This is a genomic window from Sporosarcina sp. BI001-red (assembly GCF_003384035.1).
GTDB lineage: Bacteria > Bacillota > Bacilli > Bacillales_A > Planococcaceae > Sporosarcina.
Map to the genome: position 1 here is coordinate 164,044 of NZ_QQAK01000010.1, position 19,750 is coordinate 183,793.

A 19,750-nucleotide genomic window follows, 5' to 3' on the forward strand; every position below is an offset into this window, starting at 1 on the left:
GGATATAGTGGAGTGTATAAGTATTGGATGATGTGGAAAGTTCTTATTTATATAAAAGCCATTAGGTGATTGATGGTCACTTCCAACTCTATCCTGTATAATGATATGTAGGAAATTAATGGGGTGTGAAAATGAATGAAATCATTCGATCAATTTATTAACTACATAACGGAACATACAGATGAACTAGCAACAACTATCGTTGAACGGGTTTGCAACCAGTTACCAACTGAAGTGCCTGAAGCTGAACAACAACAGGCATTACTCATGTACAAGGAGCTTTGGGAATCCTTAGCGGAATCATTGCGGGATGACCTATTTGAAATTCCTGAAGCACTCATGAAATGGAGTCGTAGTAACGCAGCCATGCAGACAGAAATTGGTGGAAAAATCTCTGTCATTGTTGATCGATATCCTCCTACACGTGCCGTGTTTTCGGACGTTCTCGTTGAAATTAGTGAAGACGTAGGTCTTTCCTTGAAGGAATTCGCTCGTGTCAACAAACAAGTGAACACTTTGATGGACATCAGTCTTAACGAAACTTATTACGCATTTGAACGCCTTTCTGAGCTATATCGATCGGATACGGAACAGGAATTAGCACAACTATCAGCACCCATTGTCCCTGTGAAAGATGGCATCATCATTATTCCGTTTATAGGTGAAATCACAGATGACCGCTCCTATGCGATTATGAACAATGTCTTACCTCGTGTAGCTTCGATGGATGTGATGTGTGCGATTGCGGATTTCTCTGGCCTCGTTTCAGTTGACGATCATGTAGTCCGTTCCCTTCATCAGATTGAAGATGCTCTCAGTCTGATGGGGATACAAGTCATTACTACGGGGCTTCGTCCGGAACTTGCACAGAAGATTGTCAATTCGGGTATGGATTTTGCGGGAACGGAATATTATGCAACTGTTAAACAGGCTTTGGAAAGTTTGTTGTGAATGGATAGCTGGAAGTACACGCGGTCTCTATCTTTTTAGAGTCCGTTTTTTGTGTGGCATTTTAGAGGTAACGTAAGTACAAAAAAGACATAGAAAAACCAGCCGAATGATAACGGCTGGTTCGCTTTATAGTGATTCTATTCAGGATTGTATGTAGGTATTCCGTTTACTGCAAGTAAGAAGTCTATTTTGAACAGTTAGCTCGTCTTCAGTAAGCAGGCCAGATTCCCGTAAGTCCTTAAGTCGCTTCAGTTCGTTTGCTAAAAACTCTTGGCGAGCAGGACGTTGGATACGTTTCGTTTGTCCGAGTCGTTTCGTTTGGTTCCTGATGAAAGAGAAACCTGAATAAAGTGCGCAACATGTAAGAAGCAACACGATTCCTATTGTAATTGACTTTGTAAATCCCCAAGTGACTAGAAGGACAAAAATACCGAGAACAGACCAACTCATCTAGTTCAACCTCCACTGCGTGATAAGACTATCTTATCTAGAAAAGGGGGAAATGTATACAGTCCTAAAGAACCATATCCATTTAATTTAAAGGTTTTGTTTGTCCGAATAAATTTCTAAGTGTGGACAAATGTAAGACTTTGTAATTAATGACTAAATATTTAATGAAATCCAATTTGAACTGTACCTTTCATAGATGTTTTGAAAAACGTTTGTCTTCTTTATCATTCAAACTGTATAAAATTAGTCGATATAAAATAAAACGTACGTAACAATTTGTAACAGGAGGAAATGAATTGAAGAGAGAAGCAAAAACGTATCGCAAATGGGCGGTACTGATCGTTTTGACGTTGACCATATCCTTCATATCACCAGTAATTGTAGAGGCAGATGGTTTCCGGGATGTGTCGCCTGTCTATAAAGAGGCGGTCACCTATTTAACAGAGAAAAACTATACGAATGGAATCTCACCGACACTTTTTGGTACAGGAGACCCGATTACCAGAGGAAGTGCAGCGGTCATATTGGCGAACGCATTGGAGCTGCCGATGAGCCCTGCTGAATCACGCGAGTTTTTAGACGTTCCTGCACGTGCAGAGCAGGCTATCAATGCTTTGAAACAAGCAGGAATTATTCGTGGGAAAAGCAATTCCCACTTCGGATTTACGGATTCGATTAAACGGGGCGAAATGGCATTGATGCTCAGCCACGCCAACGCGTATAACTTAACGGGTGATGCCTCTGGTATTGTGTTCCGCGATGTCAATAGTCGTTACGCAAGCGCAGTGGCGGGGTTGGTTGCTAATGGGATGACAAGAGGGAAGTCAGAAACTCGATTTGGAACGGATGATTTGTTGAAACGCGGAGAATTTGCAGTCCTTGTCTATCGTTCAGAAATGGACAAGCTGACGAAGTCCATGCCTAAGTCGTACAGCGCGATTGCGGATGAATTGAAAACTGGAAACGTGAAGTCTATTAAACTAATCGGGGATAGTATTACGGCTGGTGCTGGAGGAGATGGGTATACGATTCCTGCAGATGGACGCGTGATACTACAAGACGGGAAATCTACCTATCGGGAATCGTCTAAGCAGGCAGATACGTGGGCAAATCGGTTCCGTGCATATGTTGAACGTCCAGAGTTCGGTCAAGTCGATTTCTTCAATGCAGGGATTAGCGGGAAGACGGCACAATGGTCACTAGAGCGTAAAGACAAGCTGATTTCATCAAAAGAAGATGTCGTTTTCGTCATGCTTGGTACAAACGACCGTCTCATCGGAGACCTCGATCAGTATGAGCAAACGATCCGCAAGTTGCTAAGCGAAGTGGACAAGCGATCGGAGCTCATGGTAGTCATGGCTCCACCACCTTCAACACAGAAAATCGCAAACTATCAATTCTCTCCAGAAAGCATTAACAACTTGTTGAAGCGGATTAGCAGTGAAAATGGGTATGTGTTCGTGTCGCATTACGATGCTTTGAATGCATATCTTGCTCAGCATCCGGACAATTCATATGAGGATTTGATGGAATTAGATAGCCCACATCCAACGAGTACGGGGTATGCTGTAATGTGGAATGCCATACAAGAGAAATTGTTGTTAGATTGAAAAAAGGTAACCCCCTTCAAGATTCTTAGAATCGAACAAAAAAAGCCATCCTCTAAAAGGATGGCTTTTTAATGTATTAAGAATTTGTACGAGCATTTTGCAATTCATTAGCAAAGTTGCGGGTGATATCACGTGGTCGAGTAATCGCACCGCCTACTACAGCAGCGTAGACACCTAGTTCAAACACGCGTTTCAGCATGTCAGGTGTCGCAATATTGCCTTCTGCAATCACTGCTGCAGACACTGAACTCAATACTTCTTTTAAGAATGCAAAGTCATTGTTATATACTTTTTGACCTGTCGTGTTGGCTGTGTACCCGTGAAGAGTCGTCCCGATATAATCAAAGCCGAGCTGATCTGCGTGAATTGCTTCTTCCACGGTCGCAATATCTGCCATAAGCTCTACATTCGGTGCAGTTGCGCGAACATAGTCAACTAATTCCCTTAGCGTCTCTGCAGGACGTGTCGCGAGCGTTGCGTCCATTGCGATCACTTCGCAACCGCTTGCGAGTAATTCATCTACCTCAGTATGGGTTGCTGTAATGTAGACCTCTGATCCTGGATAGTTCCGTTTCACAATGCCGATTACCGGAAGTGAAACTTCTTGTTTAATGGCTAAAATATCTTCTTTTGAATTGGCTCGAATCCCTTTAGCCCCACCTTGGAACGCAGCAAGTGCAAGCTTACTCATGATGAAAGATGAGTGTAACGGCTCATCTTCGAGTGCTTGGCAAGAGACGATCAAGTCTGATGGTAAATGCATATGAGTTCCTCCTTATTGCTCTAAAATTTCTTCTACTTCGTTTTTAATAACAGAAACTTGAGGACCATATACGACTTGGACGCCAGTACCGTTCATAATGAACCCTTTACTGCCTGTCGATGGGAAAACCTCTTTCTTCACGAGTTCCGGATCTTTTACCGTAACCCTTAATCGAGTTGCGCAGTTATCGAGGTCAAGAATGTTCTCTTTTCCTCCAAACGCATCGATGATTGTATGTGGGCGGCTCGCTTGAGGATCAATAGATGATTGACCGTCAGCGGGTTCAACAGCTCTTTCATCTTCACGTCCAGGTGTTTTAAAGTTGAACTTGCGAATCATGAACTTGAAAGTGAAGTAGTACAGGAAGAACCAAACGACCCCAATCGGAATGACATACATCCAATTCGTCTTCGCCTCACCCTGGAACACTCCGAAGAGCATGAAATCGATGAATCCACCAGAAAATGTCTGGCCGATCGTAATATTGAAAATGTCAGCCAACATGAATGCGAGTCCGTCAAATACAGCATGGACTACGTATAGAGCAGGTGCGATGAATAGGAACGAGAACTCAAGTGGCTCTGTAATTCCTGTCAAGAAAGAGGTCAAGGCTGCAGAAAGCATAAGACCGCCGACGACTTTTTTGTGTTCTGGCTTCGCTGTGTGATAAATCGCAAGAGCTGCACCAAGAAGACCAAACATCATTGTAATGAAACGACCTGACATGAAGCGAGAGGTGCCTTCAAAGAATCGTTCTGTCGTTGGATCACTTAGTTGGGCAAAGAAAATGTTTTGCGTTCCTTGAACAAGATGACCCCCGATCTCAAGCGTTCCACCCAATCCTGTTTGCCAAAATGGTAAGTAGAAAATGTGGTGCAATCCGAAAGGTCCAAGCATACGTAAGATGAAACCATACAAGAATGTACCGATGACACCCGTCTCGTTGACCAAGTTACCAGCTTCTGAGATTAGGTTTTGGAATAGTGGCCATACAAAATACAGGATTGCTCCGAGTATGATGGATGAAAATGCCGTTACAATTGGTATGAAACGGGAGCCCCCAAAGAAACCTAAATACTGAGGCAACTCGATTTTGTTGAATCGATTATGCAGCATACCGGCCATGATCCCGATAACAATACCGCCAAATACGCCCATCTCGAGCGTTTGAATGCCTAAAGCAGATCCTTGTCCGACAGCGGCTAGATTGTCAGTTGCGAGTGAATCGGTAATGATCAAGATCGCGTTAATGGTCGCGTTCATGACTAAGTAACCGACAAGTGCTGCAAGTGCGGCAGTCCCTTTATCGGAGCGGGCAAGTCCGATTGCAATACCGACCGCAAAGATGACTGGGAGATTGGCGAATACAATACTACCCGCGCTACTCATTATGGTAAATAGTGCTTGTAAGTAAGACTGATCTAAAATTGGAAAAGAACTGATTGTATTAGGGTTGGATAACGCGCCCCCGATTCCTAGAAGTAAACCAGCGGCAGGTAAAATGGCAATGGGCAACATGAATGATTTTCCGAATTGTTGCGCCTTGCCGAAAAAGTTTTTCATCATAACTACACCTCCTGGAAATATTTTTAATAGAATAGCAAACGCTTTCACTATTGTCAATGTATGAGACTGTATTTTCAAAGTGATGTTTGCGATTTTGGGCTATGCTATGATGATAGAAAGACCAAGGTGTGAAAGGATTTGGACAATGGATTTTAAAAATCGACTGCAAAAGCACAATGCGGAGTTCACTGAGAACGATCGTAAAATCGCAGAACACTTACTGAACGAAAAGAATATCGAACAGAAATCAATCACAGATCTTGCTGAGGAGATCGATGTATCACCTTCTAGTATCACCCGTTTTTGCAAAAAAATTCGGTTTGCCAGCTTCCAGCAAATGAAGTACGAATTGCTTGCGACTCGCACCGAAAAACATTCTAAAAATGAAGAAGTGGAACGTGTAGCAACTTATTATATGTCCATTATTGCCTCTACCCAACAATTTATGGACACAGAACAAACGGAGCGAATTGCAACTGATCTCATCAATGCGAAACGGGTCCTTTTTTGTGGCGTTGGCAACTCGGGGTTAATTGCCCAGGAATTCAATAGCCGAATTGAGCGGATGGGGATTGACTCGACAGCAATTACGGATGCGCACGGGATGGTTATGAAAAGTGCCTTATTACACGAAGAGGACGTTTTTATGTGTTTTTCCTATACAGGTAAAACAAAAAGCGTGTTGGACGCTACGCGGCAGGCCAAAAGTAGTGGGGCGCGAGTTATTGTCATTACAACAAATCATGCCGAAGAGTTAACAGCGCTTGCTGATGAAGTCGTGCTAGTTTCGAATCATGTTTATGTGGATGATGAAAAATTCATCAATACACAAATCTCCAGTTTGTTTTACTTGGATGTGCTGACTTATCGGCTGCTGGGAGACGAACAGTTATTGAATCAGCGTAACAAGACTCTGGAAGCACTTAAACGTTTTGGATAAATAAATCGAATATGCTGTCAAACCCAAGTTTTCGAACATAGGAACTTGGGTTTTTTTATGGTGTGGAAAATACTCATTTCTAGGTCTTTTTTAGATTGCAGGGGTTTGAAATTCATCGTGAGGGGTAAAACTGTTAAGCACATAAAATTGAGCGATTTAGTGAGGATGGTCATTTTGAAACATGTAACATCAGTTTTCTGGTATGCACTTGCTGGGTGCCTGGCACTCGTAGCATGGGGTGCGCTTTCACCGGAAACATTGGAAAACAGCACAACTAAAATAACTGCAGGCATTTCCAACATATTTGGTTGGTACTATTTATGGCTTGTCGCAGCAATCGTTGTATTTTGTCTTTACTTAGTATTTTCCAAGTTTGGACATATAAAACTCGGAAGTCCAGATTCGAAACCTGAATTCAGTCTTCTCTCTTGGTTTGCAATGCTGTTTAGTGCAGGGATGGGGATCGGGGTCGTCTTCTGGTCGGCTGCTGAACCGGTAACGTATGCCTTCAAGTCTGCACCTGTCGCAGATGTCGGAACAGATATAGCAATTAAAGATTCGTTAAAATACACCTTTTTACATTGGGGAATCAGTGCGTGGGGCATATACGCAATTGTCGGACTGACCCTCGCATATTTTAAGTTCCACAAGAACTACCCAGGCTTGATCAGTTCAACTTTGATTCCACTGTTTGGTGAAAAAGTGATGACCGGCATCTTTGGAAAAATTATTGACATATTGGCTGTACTAGCAACCGTCATTGGTGTAGCGGCTTCACTCGGATTCGGCTCCGCCCAAATCAGTGGCGGATTCCAATATCTTTTCCATACACCAGACGCGTTTTGGATGCAGCTATTGATTCTCGCTGTGACGACAGTGTTATTCATGATTTCTGCGTGGTCCGGAATCGGAAAAGGAATCAAATACTTGAGTAACATCAATATGGGACTCGCGCTTACCCTCTTTTTACTACTCTTCATCACAGGTCCAACCCTTTATATTCTCAACATGTTTACAAATGCGTTCGGCAGTTACGTGACAGATCTCGTAGAAATGAGTTTCCGTTCTGCGCCGCAAAATGCAGGTAGCCGAGAATGGATCAACAACTGGACATTATTCTACTGGGCTTTCTGGATTTCCTGGTCCCCGTTTGTCGGCTCATTCATTGCACGTATTTCAAAAGGTCGTACTGTAAAAGAGTTCTTGCTGGGCGTCCTACTTGTTCCATCTTTCGTCTGTTTCATCTTCTTCTCGATTTTCGGGGCGTCTGCCCTCAATGTAGAAAACTTAGGTTTGGCAAAGTTGTCTGATATGCCGATTGAGACGATGACGTTCGGTATGCTTGAACAGTATCCGCTTGGGTTCGTCATGTCCTTGCTAACGATTGTGGTCATCGCTATTTTCTTCATCACATCGGCAGATTCTGCGACATTTGTGCTGGGTATGTTTACGACAAATGGTCTGTCCAACCCTGCTCAATCTGTTAAATTATCTTGGGGACTCGTCCAAGCTGCGGTGGCGGCAATTGTCGTTTACTTTGGCGGTACACAAGGGCTGCAAAATACAGTCATCATTTCAGCATTGCCGTTTTCGTTCATTATCATTTTAATGGCCGTATCGTTCTATAAGTCGGCCAGTGAAGAAGTCGCAAAGGAAGACTCGATTGAAAAGTAGGAAAGCTAACTATCCATTTCCCATTTGCCTTAAGTAGGCAAGTGGGATTTTTTTGTTGTATTGGGGGGTGTTCTGCTGGCGGTCATGAGAGATTATCAGTTTAGACAAAAGAAACTATATAAATGGCCAATCATTCGTATGAGAAGCTGAAACTGTATATAAATGAATTTTTATTCAAGTGATAGTATAGTTAGACTCATTTAAATTGGTGGAAATTATGGATTGACTGCATTTAGATACTGTAGTATCGTATATAAAATCAATTGAATAGCTAGTTGGCAGATAGATTTAGATAACTATTTATGCATATGTATACATATGTTGAGGGAATGGGTCTCTGTGATTTGTGGCACGAGAACTATTTAGCACTTAAAGAAAACGGTGGGAGGAAGAATGGATGTCCGAGAAAACAGTGAGCAGGAAAAAGAAGTGGAAGATGGAAGCACCACATCCATTCGTTATTTTATTTACAGTTATCATCATTATGGCAATCGCGACGTATCTAATCCCTGCGGGGGAATATGATCGTGCTGAAAGTGATGCTGGCACTTCGTATGTAGTGGATGGGTCCTATCATCGAATTGATGCGGAGCCAGCAGGGATCTTGCCAATATTTGAAGCAGTACATAAGGGAATGGTACAAAGTGCACCAATCATATTTTTCATTTTCATCGTAGGTGGTGCGTTTAACGTCTTCCGGGAATCGAATGCAATCGAAGGGGCATTTGGAAGCATATCGTCTAAACTAGAAGGGAAAGAAATGTATTTGATCCCGATTGTGATGTTGTTCTTCGGGCTAGGTGGAGCGGCAATCGGGATGTTTGAAGAATCGCTGCCGTTCATTCTCATTATGATTCCACTTGCAATCATGATGGGATTCGACTCACTCGTTGGAACAGGGATGGTATTAGTAGGGGTTGCATCAGGTTTTACGGCTGCCTTTATGAATCCATTTACAGTTGGTGTGGCACAAGGGATAGCTGAAGTTCCGATGTTTTCTGGAATGGGACTGCGCGTTGTTTTTTGGCTGATTTATATGCTGGTTGCGATTCTCTATGTACTTCGCTATGCACGCAAAGTACGTAAAAATCCTGAAGCTAGCCTTGTGTATGAAGAAGACAAAAAGCGGAATATCCGAGTGGATTTGGTGAAAGAACATACGTTGACAGGCAAGCAGATTGCGACACTAATTATTTTGGTCGCAACGCTCATTGCTCTTGGATTCGGCGTTATCAAATTCGGGTGGTACATTACGGAAATTTCTGCGCTGTTCCTAATTATGGCGCTCGTCATCGGTCTCGTGAATGGTAAAGGAATCAACGGCACGGCGGTTTCGTTTGTCAGAGGGTGCGAGGAATTAGTGGTCGGCGCATTGGTCGTCGGATTTGCTTATGGAGCATTGGTTATTTTGCAAGATAGCCACACGATTGATACGATTCTATATGGTATCACAGCGCTAGTTTCACATTTGCCATCAAGTTTAGGTGCGATTGGCATGTACATTATGCAATGTTTCCTTAATATTGTTGTGACATCAGGCAGTGGTCAAGCTGCACTCAGTATGCCAATCATGACGCCACTATCTGACCTATTAGGTGTGAGTCGACAAACAGCTGTACTCGCTTTCCAGATGGGTGACGGGTTGACGAACATCATCACACCGACAAGCGGTTTATTACTTGCAGCGCTCGCAATGGCAGGGATTTCATTTGCCAAATGGTTCAAGTGGGTTTGGCCATTGATTTTAATCCAATTTGTACTCGGAGCTATATTTGTAACGATTGCGCATGTGTTTGTCTGGCCTGCGTAACAACTAAGGAGGAATTGTTTTGTTAACTCAATTATTCAAACGTTACGATGAAGTATATCCTGAACAAGTCGCGATCCGTCGCGAGTTGCATCAACATCCAGAACTCTCGAACGAGGAAGTAGAAACTCCCAAAATGATTGCTGAATACTTGGGGAAGCTCGGGATCGATGTACGCGAAGGAGTTGGCGGTCGCGGAGTAGTTGGAACGTTAGTTGGCGGGAAACCGGGTAGAACGATTGCGTTACGTGCTGACTTTGATGCATTACCGATCCAAGATGAAAAAGAGGTTCCATACAAATCGAAGGTACCTGGCGTCATGCACGCATGTGGTCATGATTTACATACGGCGTCGTTACTTGGTGTTGCAAAGGTATTATCTGAAGTACGGGAACAAATCGCGGGTACAGTTGTTTTTGTTCACCAATTCGCTGAAGAAACGACTCCAGGTGGCGCAGATCTTATGGTCAAGGATGGTTGTTTAGATGGCGTTGACGTCATTTACGGCGCACATGTCATGTCGTCTGAACCTGTTGGAACGGTGCAAGTGATGGAAGGCTATTCCTCTTCAGCGCAAGATGATTTCACGATCGAAGTGATTGGCAAAGGTGGTCATGGTGCTTCACCTCATGAGACAGTTGACGCGCTTGTTACAGCAAGCCAACTCGTCGTCAACTTGCAGCAGATTGTTAGTCGTCGTGTCAGTCCGCAGCAAGCAGCTGCGGTGACAGTTGGTTCGTTGCATAGTGGTGAAGGGCATAATGTCATTCCAAACCAAGCCATTATTAAAGGGACTGTGCGGACGTATAATGAAGACGTACGTGAAATGATTGAAGGTGCGTTGAAACAAATCGTGAAATCAACGTGTGAAGCGGCGGGTGCCGATTATAAGTTAGAGTACATCAGTGATTGCCCTTCCATTTGGAATGATCCTGAAGAGACTGCACGAGTGAACGACGTTGCAACCAAGATTTTCGGTGACGAAAAGGTAAGTTACGGGCCACCGATGATGGGGAGCGAAGACTTTGCGTACTATCAGAAAACGGTGAAGGGTTCGTTCTTCATTGCTGGAGGAAGAAATCCAGAGATTCAAGCTGTCTATCCACATCATCATCCTATGTTCGATGTGGATGAGCGTTCGATGGAGTATATCGGCAAGACGTTCATTGGTCTAATATTTGAAGATGTGTTGAACGAACGTGCATAAGTGACAGTTGAAAAAGCTAGTACCCCTATTAGAAAAAGGGGTACTAGCTTTTTGTGTGGGATGAGTTAGGAGTGATTATTATTATAGATAAACTGGGTTTCGGCTAAGCGAGTATTTCCACCAACCCGATGATAATAAGCAAACCTCCTGCAATCACAGCAGGGTATCTGCCAATCCAGGTACGCGCAAGAAGTGAGCCGAATCGATGACTTGCGCCAATTGTGATGAACGAAAAGAAGCCAACCGAGGAAATAGTTCCAAGCATGGAGCTGCCACTAACGCCCATTCCGAATCCCGCTGCCAAACAATTTGCCGATAACAAAAAGCCAAGAGGGAGCGCTTCACGAATGGAAATAATCCGGTCTCCATCGAGATCCGCGACTGTAGGATCTTCAAATGGATTTGGTTGTACAGGCTTTGGCTGGAACACCATCCAAATTCCAATACCAGCTAGTAACAATCCACCTATGAGATCAGCAGTCCAGACTGATATATAGGCAGTTAACCTGTCACCTGTCACCATTGCGAAATACGTAACAACCATCGAAACGAGTGCGATGGTAACGTTCGAACGAAGGGGGATCTTCGTTTTTTGAATGCCATACGCCAATCCAATACCTAAATTGTCTAAATTGGCAGCGATGCCAAGGAAAAGTATCATAATCCACTGCATAGTCCTCGCCTCCTCGGTGTATCTGCAGTATATGCAGCTTGGCCTGTGAGGAAGGGGCGTCTGCATTAGATGGGAGAATCGCTGTGAGGAAGTTGTGCTTGTTTGTGTCGATATATTCAGTGATTGTGTGTTGTTATCGAGAAATTCCGTTAAGTGTCGGAGAAATGTCTGTAAGTGATTGAGAAACACATTTGAGTGAAGGAGAAATCTATCGCAGTGACGGACAATCACATAGATATGTCGGAGAACGCTGAAGCTGCTCCTCCCAGATAGCTATCCAATCCCTCAATAAGCGAAGCGCTGCCAATTAATCCCTTAAAGTAGTTGAATTGTGTGCCGTTATCGAGAAACTTCGCGAAGTGTCGGAGAAATGACCGTAAGTGATTGAGAAACACATTTGAGTGAAGGAGAAATCTCTCGCAGTGACGGACAAACATTAAGATATGTCGGAGAACACTGACGCTGCTCCTCCCAGCGAGATAGCCCATCCCTCAACAAGCGAAGCGCTTCCAATTAATCCCTTAAAGTAGTTGAATTGTGTGTCGTTATCGAGAAATTCCGCTAAGTGTCGGAGAAATGACCGTGAGTGATCGAGAAACTCACTTGAGTGAACGAGAAATCTCTCGCAGTGACGGACAATCACATAGATATGTCGGAGAACGCTGACGCTGCTCCTCCCAGATAGCTATCCAATCCCTCAACAAGCGAAGCGCTACAAATTAATCCCTTAAAGTAGTTGAATTGTGTGCCGTTATCAAGAAACTTCGCTAAGTGTCGGAGAAATGACCGTAAGTGATTGAGAAACACATTTGAGTGAAGGAGAAATCTATCGCAGTGTCGGACAAACATTAAGATATGTCGGAGAACGCTGACGCTGCTCCTCCCAGTGAACTAGCCCAACCCTCAACAGCGTTGAATTGTGTGCCGTTATCGAGAAATCCCGCTAAGTGTCGGAGAAATACAAAGAGTTGATTGGTAAAGGGCACTTCGTGATCGAGAACACATTCCGAGTGACGGACAATCGAGGAGAAGTGTTGGAGAACTCCAAAACGTCTCAATTTGAATAACTACTCAAAAAACCCACAAAGTATATGAGGAAAATCATTGCCTCAACTAAACCCAATATGCTATTCTATAAATGTGTAATCGGTTACACATGTAAAGAACTTCCTGTCTACTACTACTTGAAAACAGGTGATGAATTGAAGAAACGTATTGTCGTTGTCGGCAGTTTAAATATGGATATTATTATTTCAACAAATCGGTTACCTCAAATCGGAGAGACGATTTTAGGGAACGAAGTCAACTACCTTCCCGGTGGTAAAGGTGCCAATCAAGCAGTCAGCATTGCACGCCTAGGCGGTGATGTCACGATGGTTGGGGCTGTCGGGCAAGACGAATTCGGGAAAAGCTTACTTGAACAAATGGATACAAACCAAGTGAACACGGCGTTCATCGATCAAGTTGAAGATGTTAAAACAGGCATCGCGGACATTTTTCATGTGAATCATGACAACTGTATCGTCGTTGTCCCTGGAGCCAACTTCACACTGACTCCAGAGAAAATCACTCCAGAAATGGAGCAACTAATCGCAGAAGCCGACGTGTTGATAACACAACTCGAAATTCCTTTAGAAACAGTTCAGAAGGTATTGGAAATCGCAAACAAGCATAACGTTAAAACAATCCTGAACCCAGCACCTGCACAAACACTACCCGCAGAGTTGTTGCAACTCGTTGATTATTTGACGCCGAACGAAACAGAGTTCGCTTTATTGGCAGAACACACTTTCACCACAAATGATGAACTCGCAGCACTCATGACAAAGTGGGAAGCTACATACAACCAAACATTGATCGTCACACTTGGCGAGCAAGGAAGCGCATATTTACAAGACGGAAAACTCGTCATTACACCCGCTGAAAAAGTCGATGTCGTCGATACGACAGGCGCTGGTGATTCGTTTAACGGCGCGCTTGCAGTCGCTATATCAGAAGAAAAATCAATTCCTGAAATGATCGCATTTGCAACTAAAGTTGCTGCACGTGCCGTGACAAAGTTCGGCGCACAAGACGGCATGCCGTTCGCAGCTGATTTGGATTAATTCACACAAAAAGGAGACGATACGATGGAAACGATTTCTGTCCAATGGATCGAAGAACGCCTCGACGGGTATCTCCGAGACACATACAAGCATTTACACATGAACCCCGAATTGAGTAAGGAAGAAACGAATACTCAAGGCTTCATTCAACAAGAATTGGATCGCATCGGTATTACACATAGAGCGATGGCGAAAACAGGTGTTTGTGCGGAAATTACCGGAGCGAACCCGGGAAAGACGATTCTTATGCGTTGCGACATAGACGCGTTACCAATCGAAGAAGACACAGGACTCGACTATAGCTCGACAAATAAAGGCGTCATGCATGCGTGTGGACACGATGCGCACACAACGATTGGTCTTGCGATTTTAACGATCCTCAAAGAGCGCAAAAACGAATGGAATGGAACAGTTAAAATCATGTTCCAGCCAACAGAAGAAGCACAACCAGGTGGAGCGAAACCGATGATTGAAGAAGGAATTCTTGAGAATCCTAAAGTCGATGCGGCGATTTGTCTTCATACGAATCCATTCCTAGAGCCGGGTGTATTTGAGATGAAACCTGGATACATGCTTGCGAATACAGATCGCGTGTACATTACGCTAATCGGTAAAGGCGGACATGCTGCTGCACCTCAGCAAGGAATTGACGCGATTGCGATGGCAGGTCAATTTGTTACGGGTGTGCAAAATATCGTGTCACGCCAAACGTCTCCGCTTGATAATGGTGTCATCACGTTCGGAACTATTAACGGAGGAACAACTTCCAACGTACTTTGTGGGCGTGTGGAAATTTCCGGAACGGTTCGTACCATTAAAACCGAAACTCAGGAAAAAATCGCTTCTCAACTTGAAGTGTTGCTTCGTTCAATCACTGATTTCTGGGGCGGATCGTATGAATATAACTACAGCAAAGGCTATCCGGCGAGCTGGAATGATCCTGAACTGACAGATGTATTAACACAATCGGTTACTTCTACGTTTGGAGACCAAGCTGTTGTTGTCAATGAACACCCGTATATGAGCGGCGACGATTTCTCAATCGTTGCAAGTGAAGTCCCGTCCGTCTTCATGTATTGGGGCACGGGTTCATCTGAAAAAGAGAATTTCCCTTGGCATAACGCACACTATCATGTGAATTTGGATGCGCTGAAATATGGCGTTGCGACAGGCTTACATTGCATTACGGAACTACTAGAATCTGAAAAGGTGGGACAAGCATGAAAAAAGTGATCATTGACGTAGATACTGGTATTGACGACGCAATTGGGATTTTGCTTGCAGAAAAGAGTGGAGAAGCGGACATCCTCGGCATAACGACGGTGAACGGCAACACGTCTTTAGAACAAGCGACAATTAATACACGTAAAGTGACGACACTGCTTGGTCGTGACGACTTGAAAGTGGTTCAAGGAGCATCACGTCCACTCATGCGCGAACCATTTTTCGAAGTAAGTGTTCATGGGAACGATGGAATTGGCGGCGCGTTGAAAGACATGAAAGTGGAAATCCGCGATGAAGGATTTGCACCCGATTTCATCATCGAACAAGCGAAAAAACATCCTGGCGAGATCACCGTTATTTTGCTTGCACCACTTACAAACATGGCCCTTGCACTTCGTAAAGAGCCACGTCTAAAGAACATGTTGAAAGAACTTGTCATCATGGGCGGGGCTGTCGACCATCCGGGCAATATTACAGCAACTGCTGAGTACAACATTTATATCGATCCGGAAGCTGCAAAAATCGTCTTCCACTCAGGAATTCCGATTACGTTGGTCGGACTCGATGTGACGGCAGGGACATTACTAACGAAAAAAGACGTAGAAGCGATTCAACCAGGGCCGGCACGTGACTTCGTTGAGGAGTCGACGGTTCATTACATGAATCACTACTTGAAGCGAAACGGTCGCGAGGCTTGTTCAATGCATGATCCACTCGCAGTTGGCGTTGCCCTCGATCGGACACTCGTGAAAACGGAGAAGTACTTCGTTGACATTGAAACGAAAAGTGAACTGTGTGATGGACAAACAGTTTGTGACTTCAAAAATTATTACAAGAAAGAACCAAATGTGGACGTTTGCATGGAAGTGGATGAAGCTCGATTCATCCAGAAACTTGTGGATACATTAGGAAAGTAAGTATGTGTAAAGGGTCTGACAGAGGGTTGTCAGACTTTTTTCATTCAATTTATTGTTAAGAGAGTAGGAACGAAATATGCCGTCTTTATCAAAACCAGCATTTTCACTTGCAGGCATTCAATGGCTGTTCTTCATGGTCGTCAATACGGTCGTGGTGCCCCTTTCCATCGGTTTGGCATTCGGTCTTACAGATGCGGAAACGGCTGGGCTGATCCGCACCTCCTTCATCACAATAGGAACGGCTAGTCTTTTGCAGGCAATCATTGGACATCGTTACCCGCTGCTTGAGGGACACGGCGGCATTTGGTGGGGACTTGTGCTGAGTTTGTGTGCATCTGCACCTGCAATGGGGATCAGTTATTCCGAGCTCGGTGGAAGTTTAGCTGTAGGGATGCTACTTGCGGGAGTGGTGACGATTGTTCTAGGAGCGCTTGGATTCACAGAAATTTTACAGAAAATATTCAACCCGATTGTTCTAGTCATTTACTTATTCCTACTTTCCATCCAGCTGATTTTGTACTTTTTCAAAGGGATGATGGGGGTTGCAGAAGGCGGTGCCATCAATCTTCCTGTTGCTTTTCTATCAGTAATCATCGTAGTTGCCGTTCTCGTCATGTCAATGATGGGGAGAGGGAGTATCGCTAATTTCTCGGTACTGATCGGCATGATTGGCGGATGGATTGCATTCGTAGTGCTCTTCGGGAATGAATCCACACCGACAAGTGGAGGAACCATCTTCAAAATGCTTCCTTTAGGAGAGATGAAGCTGCATGTCGGCATCATCGTCACCGCATTCATCGCAGGGCTCATTAATATGGCGAATTCCCTCGTTGCCATTTCGACCGTGGAGTATTTGTTTAATGAACGCACGACACTGAAGCGTTATCAAGCTTCGTATTATGTGACGGGCGCCCTAACAATTGTCGCAGGGTTATTTGGATTAATTCCCCTAGGACCCTATTCATCATCGATCGGGTTCTTGCAAAGTACCCGGATATTTCAAAAAGGCCCATTTATCCTTGGCAGCTTACTATTCATTGTCCTAGGTCTCGTACCAGCGCTTGGAGGGTTTTTCTCGACAATGCCAGAAACTGTGGGAGATTCAGTGTTGTTCGTCGCATACTTACAACTATTTAGCACGGCAATCCGTAATGTCAGAAGACTTCCACTGGATAGCATTTCGATGCACAGAATCACGATTCCCATGCTAGTCGGGGTCAGTATTTTAAATGTACCACCTGAAACGTTCAGTGCATTCCCAGTTATACTTCAGCCGCTCATCAGCAACGGTTTATTAGTCGGTGTGATGCTATCTGTCATCATGGAACTCACTACCCGAAACAAACTAAAGGAGCTCACCCAATGACGGGGAGCTCCTTTTATTTTTCTGTCATGGTCGATTGCTTGAGTATCAACGTCACCGGGAAAACTTGGTTGGTAAGGATGCCTGATTCGTTTCGGATCAATCCGATTAATGAATCCATGGCAGTTTTCCCAAGTTCAGAAATTGGTTGGGCAATTGTAGAAAGTTGGGGATTCATCATCTCCAGCCCAATTCCATCAAATCCAACAACTTTCACATCACGAGGGACATTTCTACCCGCTTCTTGCAACGCTTTCAGCGCACCTGCAGCCATTAAATCGTTACTGGCAAACACACCATCTAAATCCGGATGAAGCGCAAGTAGCTCATTCATTGTTGAGTAGCCGCCTTTTACTGTGAAATCACTATAGCCGATTAAACTAGGTGTAAACCAATCCGTTCCTCGGCTAACATTTTCATAACCTGCTGTTCGTTCTCGTGAAGAAGTTATCGTCGATGGCCCGCATATATGAGCAATCTTTGAGCATCCTTGTGTGAGCAAGTGCTCGACGGCTAGTTCACCACCACGTAGGTTTTCGACGGTGAGGGAGACTACTGAATCACTGGAAAACACATTGTCCATGAGAACAACAGGGATGGACTGTTTTTGTAAACTGCTCAAGTGTTCTGGCTTTATTGTATAAGAAGAAATAATAATCCCGTCGACTTGTTTCTGAAGGAGTGTATCAATATACTTTTGTTCCTTCATAGAGTCGTTATCAGTGTTACATAACATGACAGTGTAGCCGTATTCATTTGCCGCATCCTCGATTGAGCGGGCAAGCTCGGGGAAAAAGGGGTTTAAAATATCAGGTACCATCAACCCGATCGTCGCTGTTTTCATCCCAGCAAGACTTCTTGCGATATTATTTGGTCGATAATTGAGTTTTTCAATGACTTCAGCGATTGTCTCCCCGGCTTCTTTGCTCACGTAGCCATTTTTGTTCAAATAGCGGGAAACCGTTGCTACTGAAACACCTGCTAACTTACTCACATCTTTAATGGTAGCCATCGTTTTCTCCTCTACTAGGTAATCGTTTTCACAAATATACCAATAATTGAAAAGTGTTGCAAGTAGCTGTAAATAGTATGTCACAATTTGTTATTGACGCTCCTAATGAACTTGTGGTAAATTATATGAAACCGATTACATACCGCAACACAATCCATTTACAAGAGGGGAAACTAATGAATATCCTAACTGGCTTACTTGGATGCCTCGTCATCCTTTTCATTGCTTTTTTGTTCTCAGACAACAAACGAAAAATCAATTACCGCGTCGTCGGAATTGGCGTTTTCTTGCAAATCTTCTTTGGTTATATCGTTCTGAAATCTTCCGGAGGACGGGCAGTTATTGAAAAGCTCTCAGGTGGTATCCAAAATATTATCCATTATGGAAATGAAGGAATTACGTTCGTATTTGGAAGTCTGGCAGATTCCTCGGCTCCTACAGGATTCATCTTCGGGGTTCGTGTTGCGGCAATGGCGATTTTCGTTACTGCGCTCATTTCCCTTCTTTACCACTTCGGCATCATGCAATTTTTCGTCCGAATTGTTGGTGGAGGATTATCGAAAATTTTAGGTACAAGTAAGCCGGAATCACTCACCGCAGCCTCTAATATTTTCTTAGGGCTTCAAGAAGCACCGGTTATTATTAAGCCATATATTAAAACCTTGACACGTTCTGAATTATTCGCTGTTATGGTAGGTGGACTTGCCTCGGTTGCAGGAGGAACGATGCTTGCATACGCAGCACTCGGAATCCCGATTAGCTACTTGCTATCGGCCAGTTTCATGTCTGCTCCTGCAGGATTAGTGTTCGCAAAAATCTTAATTCCTGAGACGGAAGTTCCTGTAAATGTTGTTGACCATGCGCCGAAAGAATTGATCGGAGAAGGTGGCGTCAAACCTGGCGCGATCGATGCGGTCACTAAAGGCGCAGCAGAAGGTTTGAAAATGGCGGGGCTTATTATTGCGATGCTTATCGCGTTCATCTCACTTCTTGCGATGGCTAATGGAATTCTTGGCGGCATCGGTGGCTGGTTTGGTCATCCGAATATTTCACTTCAGCAGATCTTCGGTTACATCTTCTCTCCACTTGCGTTCGCCATGGGAGTTCCTTGGTCAGAAGCGATGACAGCAGGTAACTTGCTCGGTCAAAAAGTAATCCTGAACGAGATGGTGGCATTCACATCATTCCAGCCATTGATCGATACGCTCTCAGCAAAGACTACAGCAATTCTCACATTCTCCCTATGTGGATTTGCCAACGTTGGATCCCTCGGAATCCTAATTGCCAGCATGACGGCATTTGCTGATAACCAACGTGCAGTTATTACAAAACTAGCCTTCAAAGCCGTGATCGCAGGTACACTCGCGAATCTCATGAGCGGTACAATCGCCGGCATGTTTATGTAAATGAATTGTAGAAAAGCACTCGCAGCCGCGGGTGCTTTTTTGCATGGAGTTTTGTGAGGGCGTCGATAGCTTCGTTGAGCGG

16 protein-coding genes are annotated in these 19,750 nt (G+C 44.1%); 11 read left to right on the forward strand and 5 right to left on the reverse strand.

The window, feature by feature from the left end; genetic code table 11:
- The first annotated feature begins 135 nt into the window (after positions 1–135).
- A complete protein-coding gene (locus tag DVB69_RS05575; protein WP_116017437.1) occupies positions 136–951 on the forward strand; it encodes an STAS domain-containing protein in 816 nt (271 codons plus the stop codon).
- Positions 952–1,092: 141 nt separating this feature from the next.
- Here the strand turns inward: DVB69_RS05575 and DVB69_RS05580 are convergent, their stop codons facing one another.
- Complete coding sequence (locus tag DVB69_RS05580) at positions 1,093–1,401, reverse strand: hypothetical protein (RefSeq protein ID WP_116017439.1); 309 nt, start codon at positions 1,399–1,401, stop codon at positions 1,093–1,095.
- Between the two features lie 296 nt (positions 1,402–1,697).
- Between DVB69_RS05580 and DVB69_RS05585 the strand changes: the two genes are divergently transcribed.
- Complete coding sequence (locus DVB69_RS05585; RefSeq protein WP_116017441.1) at positions 1,698–3,011, forward strand: S-layer homology domain-containing protein; 1,314 nt, start codon at positions 1,698–1,700, stop codon at positions 3,009–3,011.
- Between the two features lie 76 nt (positions 3,012–3,087).
- Here DVB69_RS05585 and DVB69_RS05590 read toward each other — a convergent pair whose 3' ends face one another.
- Entirely contained in the window at positions 3,088–3,774 is a 687-nt protein-coding gene (locus DVB69_RS05590; protein ID WP_116017443.1) for an N-acetylmannosamine-6-phosphate 2-epimerase, read from the reverse strand.
- Positions 3,775–3,786: 12 nt separating this feature from the next.
- Positions 3,787–5,337 carry a maltose/glucose-specific PTS transporter subunit IIC gene (locus DVB69_RS05595; RefSeq protein ID WP_116017987.1) on the reverse strand — a complete coding sequence of 517 codons (1,551 nt, stop codon included), beginning with the start codon at positions 5,335–5,337 and terminating at the stop codon, positions 3,787–3,789.
- A 148-nt stretch (positions 5,338–5,485) separates the two neighbouring features.
- On the opposite strand from DVB69_RS05595, the gene DVB69_RS05600 reads away from it, so the two are divergent.
- The 4 genes from DVB69_RS05600 (at position 5,486) to DVB69_RS05615 (ending at position 10,968) form a co-directional block, all read left to right on the forward strand.
- Positions 5,486–6,280 carry a MurR/RpiR family transcriptional regulator gene (locus tag DVB69_RS05600; protein ID WP_158541034.1) on the forward strand — a complete coding sequence of 265 codons (795 nt, stop codon included), beginning with the start codon at positions 5,486–5,488 and terminating at the stop codon, positions 6,278–6,280.
- A gap of 174 nt (positions 6,281–6,454) precedes the next feature.
- Positions 6,455–7,954, forward strand: a complete 1,500-nt coding sequence (locus tag DVB69_RS05605; RefSeq protein ID WP_116017447.1) for a BCCT family transporter — start codon at positions 6,455–6,457, stop codon at positions 7,952–7,954.
- 397 nt (positions 7,955–8,351) lie between these two features.
- Positions 8,352–9,764, forward strand: coding sequence for a YfcC family protein (locus DVB69_RS05610; protein ID WP_116017449.1), 1,413 nt, complete (start codon positions 8,352–8,354; stop codon positions 9,762–9,764).
- A 19-nt stretch (positions 9,765–9,783) separates the two neighbouring features.
- Positions 9,784–10,968 carry an amidohydrolase gene (locus DVB69_RS05615; RefSeq protein WP_116017451.1) on the forward strand — a complete coding sequence of 395 codons (1,185 nt, stop codon included), beginning with the start codon at positions 9,784–9,786 and terminating at the stop codon, positions 10,966–10,968.
- 103 nt (positions 10,969–11,071) lie between these two features.
- Here DVB69_RS05615 and DVB69_RS05620 read toward each other — a convergent pair whose 3' ends face one another.
- Positions 11,072–11,707 (reverse strand): manganese efflux pump, encoded by a 636-nt coding sequence (locus tag DVB69_RS05620; RefSeq protein ID WP_255415297.1) that lies wholly within the window; start codon positions 11,705–11,707, stop codon positions 11,072–11,074.
- A gap of 1,136 nt (positions 11,708–12,843) precedes the next feature.
- Here DVB69_RS05620 and rbsK point away from each other — a divergent pair.
- The 4 genes from rbsK to DVB69_RS05640 all read left to right on the forward strand — a co-directional run bounded on the left by rbsK (position 12,844) and on the right by DVB69_RS05640 (position 17,253).
- Positions 12,844–13,746 carry a ribokinase gene (gene rbsK / locus DVB69_RS05625; RefSeq protein WP_116017989.1) on the forward strand — a complete coding sequence of 301 codons (903 nt, stop codon included), beginning with the start codon at positions 12,844–12,846 and terminating at the stop codon, positions 13,744–13,746.
- Positions 13,747–13,770: 24 nt separating this feature from the next.
- Positions 13,771–14,970 carry a M20 metallopeptidase family protein gene (locus DVB69_RS05630; RefSeq protein WP_116017455.1) on the forward strand — a complete coding sequence of 400 codons (1,200 nt, stop codon included), beginning with the start codon at positions 13,771–13,773 and terminating at the stop codon, positions 14,968–14,970.
- Entirely contained in the window at positions 14,967–15,887 is a 921-nt protein-coding gene (locus tag DVB69_RS05635; protein WP_116017457.1) for a nucleoside hydrolase, read from the forward strand. The genes DVB69_RS05630 and DVB69_RS05635 overlap by 4 nt, the downstream gene beginning before the upstream one ends.
- Before the next feature lie 76 nt (positions 15,888–15,963).
- Positions 15,964–17,253: a uracil/xanthine transporter gene (locus DVB69_RS05640; protein ID WP_116017459.1), complete on the forward strand. Its 1,290-nt coding sequence runs from the start codon at positions 15,964–15,966 to the stop codon at positions 17,251–17,253.
- 13 nt (positions 17,254–17,266) lie between these two features.
- Here DVB69_RS05640 and DVB69_RS05645 read toward each other — a convergent pair whose 3' ends face one another.
- Entirely contained in the window at positions 17,267–18,346 is a 1,080-nt protein-coding gene (locus tag DVB69_RS05645) for a LacI family DNA-binding transcriptional regulator (RefSeq protein ID WP_233505332.1), read from the reverse strand.
- Positions 18,347–18,438: 92 nt separating this feature from the next.
- Between DVB69_RS05645 and DVB69_RS05650 the strand changes: the two genes are divergently transcribed.
- Positions 18,439–19,668, forward strand: coding sequence for a NupC/NupG family nucleoside CNT transporter (locus DVB69_RS05650; protein WP_116017463.1), 1,230 nt, complete (start codon positions 18,439–18,441; stop codon positions 19,666–19,668).
- The last annotated feature ends 82 nt before the right edge of the window (positions 19,669–19,750 follow it).

What these genes read in the sequence shown, in the direction of transcription:
- DVB69_RS05650 (WP_116017463.1), top strand. Translation starts at nt 18,439, where the DNA reads ATGAATATCCTAACTGGCTTACTTGGATGCCTCGTCATCCTTTTCATT.
- DVB69_RS05595 (WP_116017987.1), bottom strand. Translation starts at nt 5,337, where the DNA reads ATGAAAAACTTTTTCGGCAAGGCGCAACAATTCGGAAAATCATTCATG.
- DVB69_RS05575 (WP_116017437.1), top strand. Translation starts at nt 136, where the DNA reads ATGAAATCATTCGATCAATTTATTAACTACATAACGGAACATACAGAT.
- DVB69_RS05590 (WP_116017443.1), bottom strand. Translation starts at nt 3,774, where the DNA reads ATGCATTTACCATCAGACTTGATCGTCTCTTGCCAAGCACTCGAAGAT.
- DVB69_RS05600 (WP_158541034.1), top strand. Translation starts at nt 5,486, where the DNA reads ATGGATTTTAAAAATCGACTGCAAAAGCACAATGCGGAGTTCACTGAG.
- DVB69_RS05620 (WP_255415297.1), bottom strand. Translation starts at nt 11,707, where the DNA reads ATGCAGACGCCCCTTCCTCACAGGCCAAGCTGCATATACTGCAGATAC.
- DVB69_RS05630 (WP_116017455.1), top strand. Translation starts at nt 13,771, where the DNA reads ATGGAAACGATTTCTGTCCAATGGATCGAAGAACGCCTCGACGGGTAT.
- DVB69_RS05610 (WP_116017449.1), top strand. Translation starts at nt 8,352, where the DNA reads ATGTCCGAGAAAACAGTGAGCAGGAAAAAGAAGTGGAAGATGGAAGCA.
- DVB69_RS05580 (WP_116017439.1), bottom strand. Translation starts at nt 1,401, where the DNA reads ATGAGTTGGTCTGTTCTCGGTATTTTTGTCCTTCTAGTCACTTGGGGA.
- DVB69_RS05635 (WP_116017457.1), top strand. Translation starts at nt 14,967, where the DNA reads ATGAAAAAAGTGATCATTGACGTAGATACTGGTATTGACGACGCAATT.
- DVB69_RS05640 (WP_116017459.1), top strand. Translation starts at nt 15,964, where the DNA reads ATGCCGTCTTTATCAAAACCAGCATTTTCACTTGCAGGCATTCAATGG.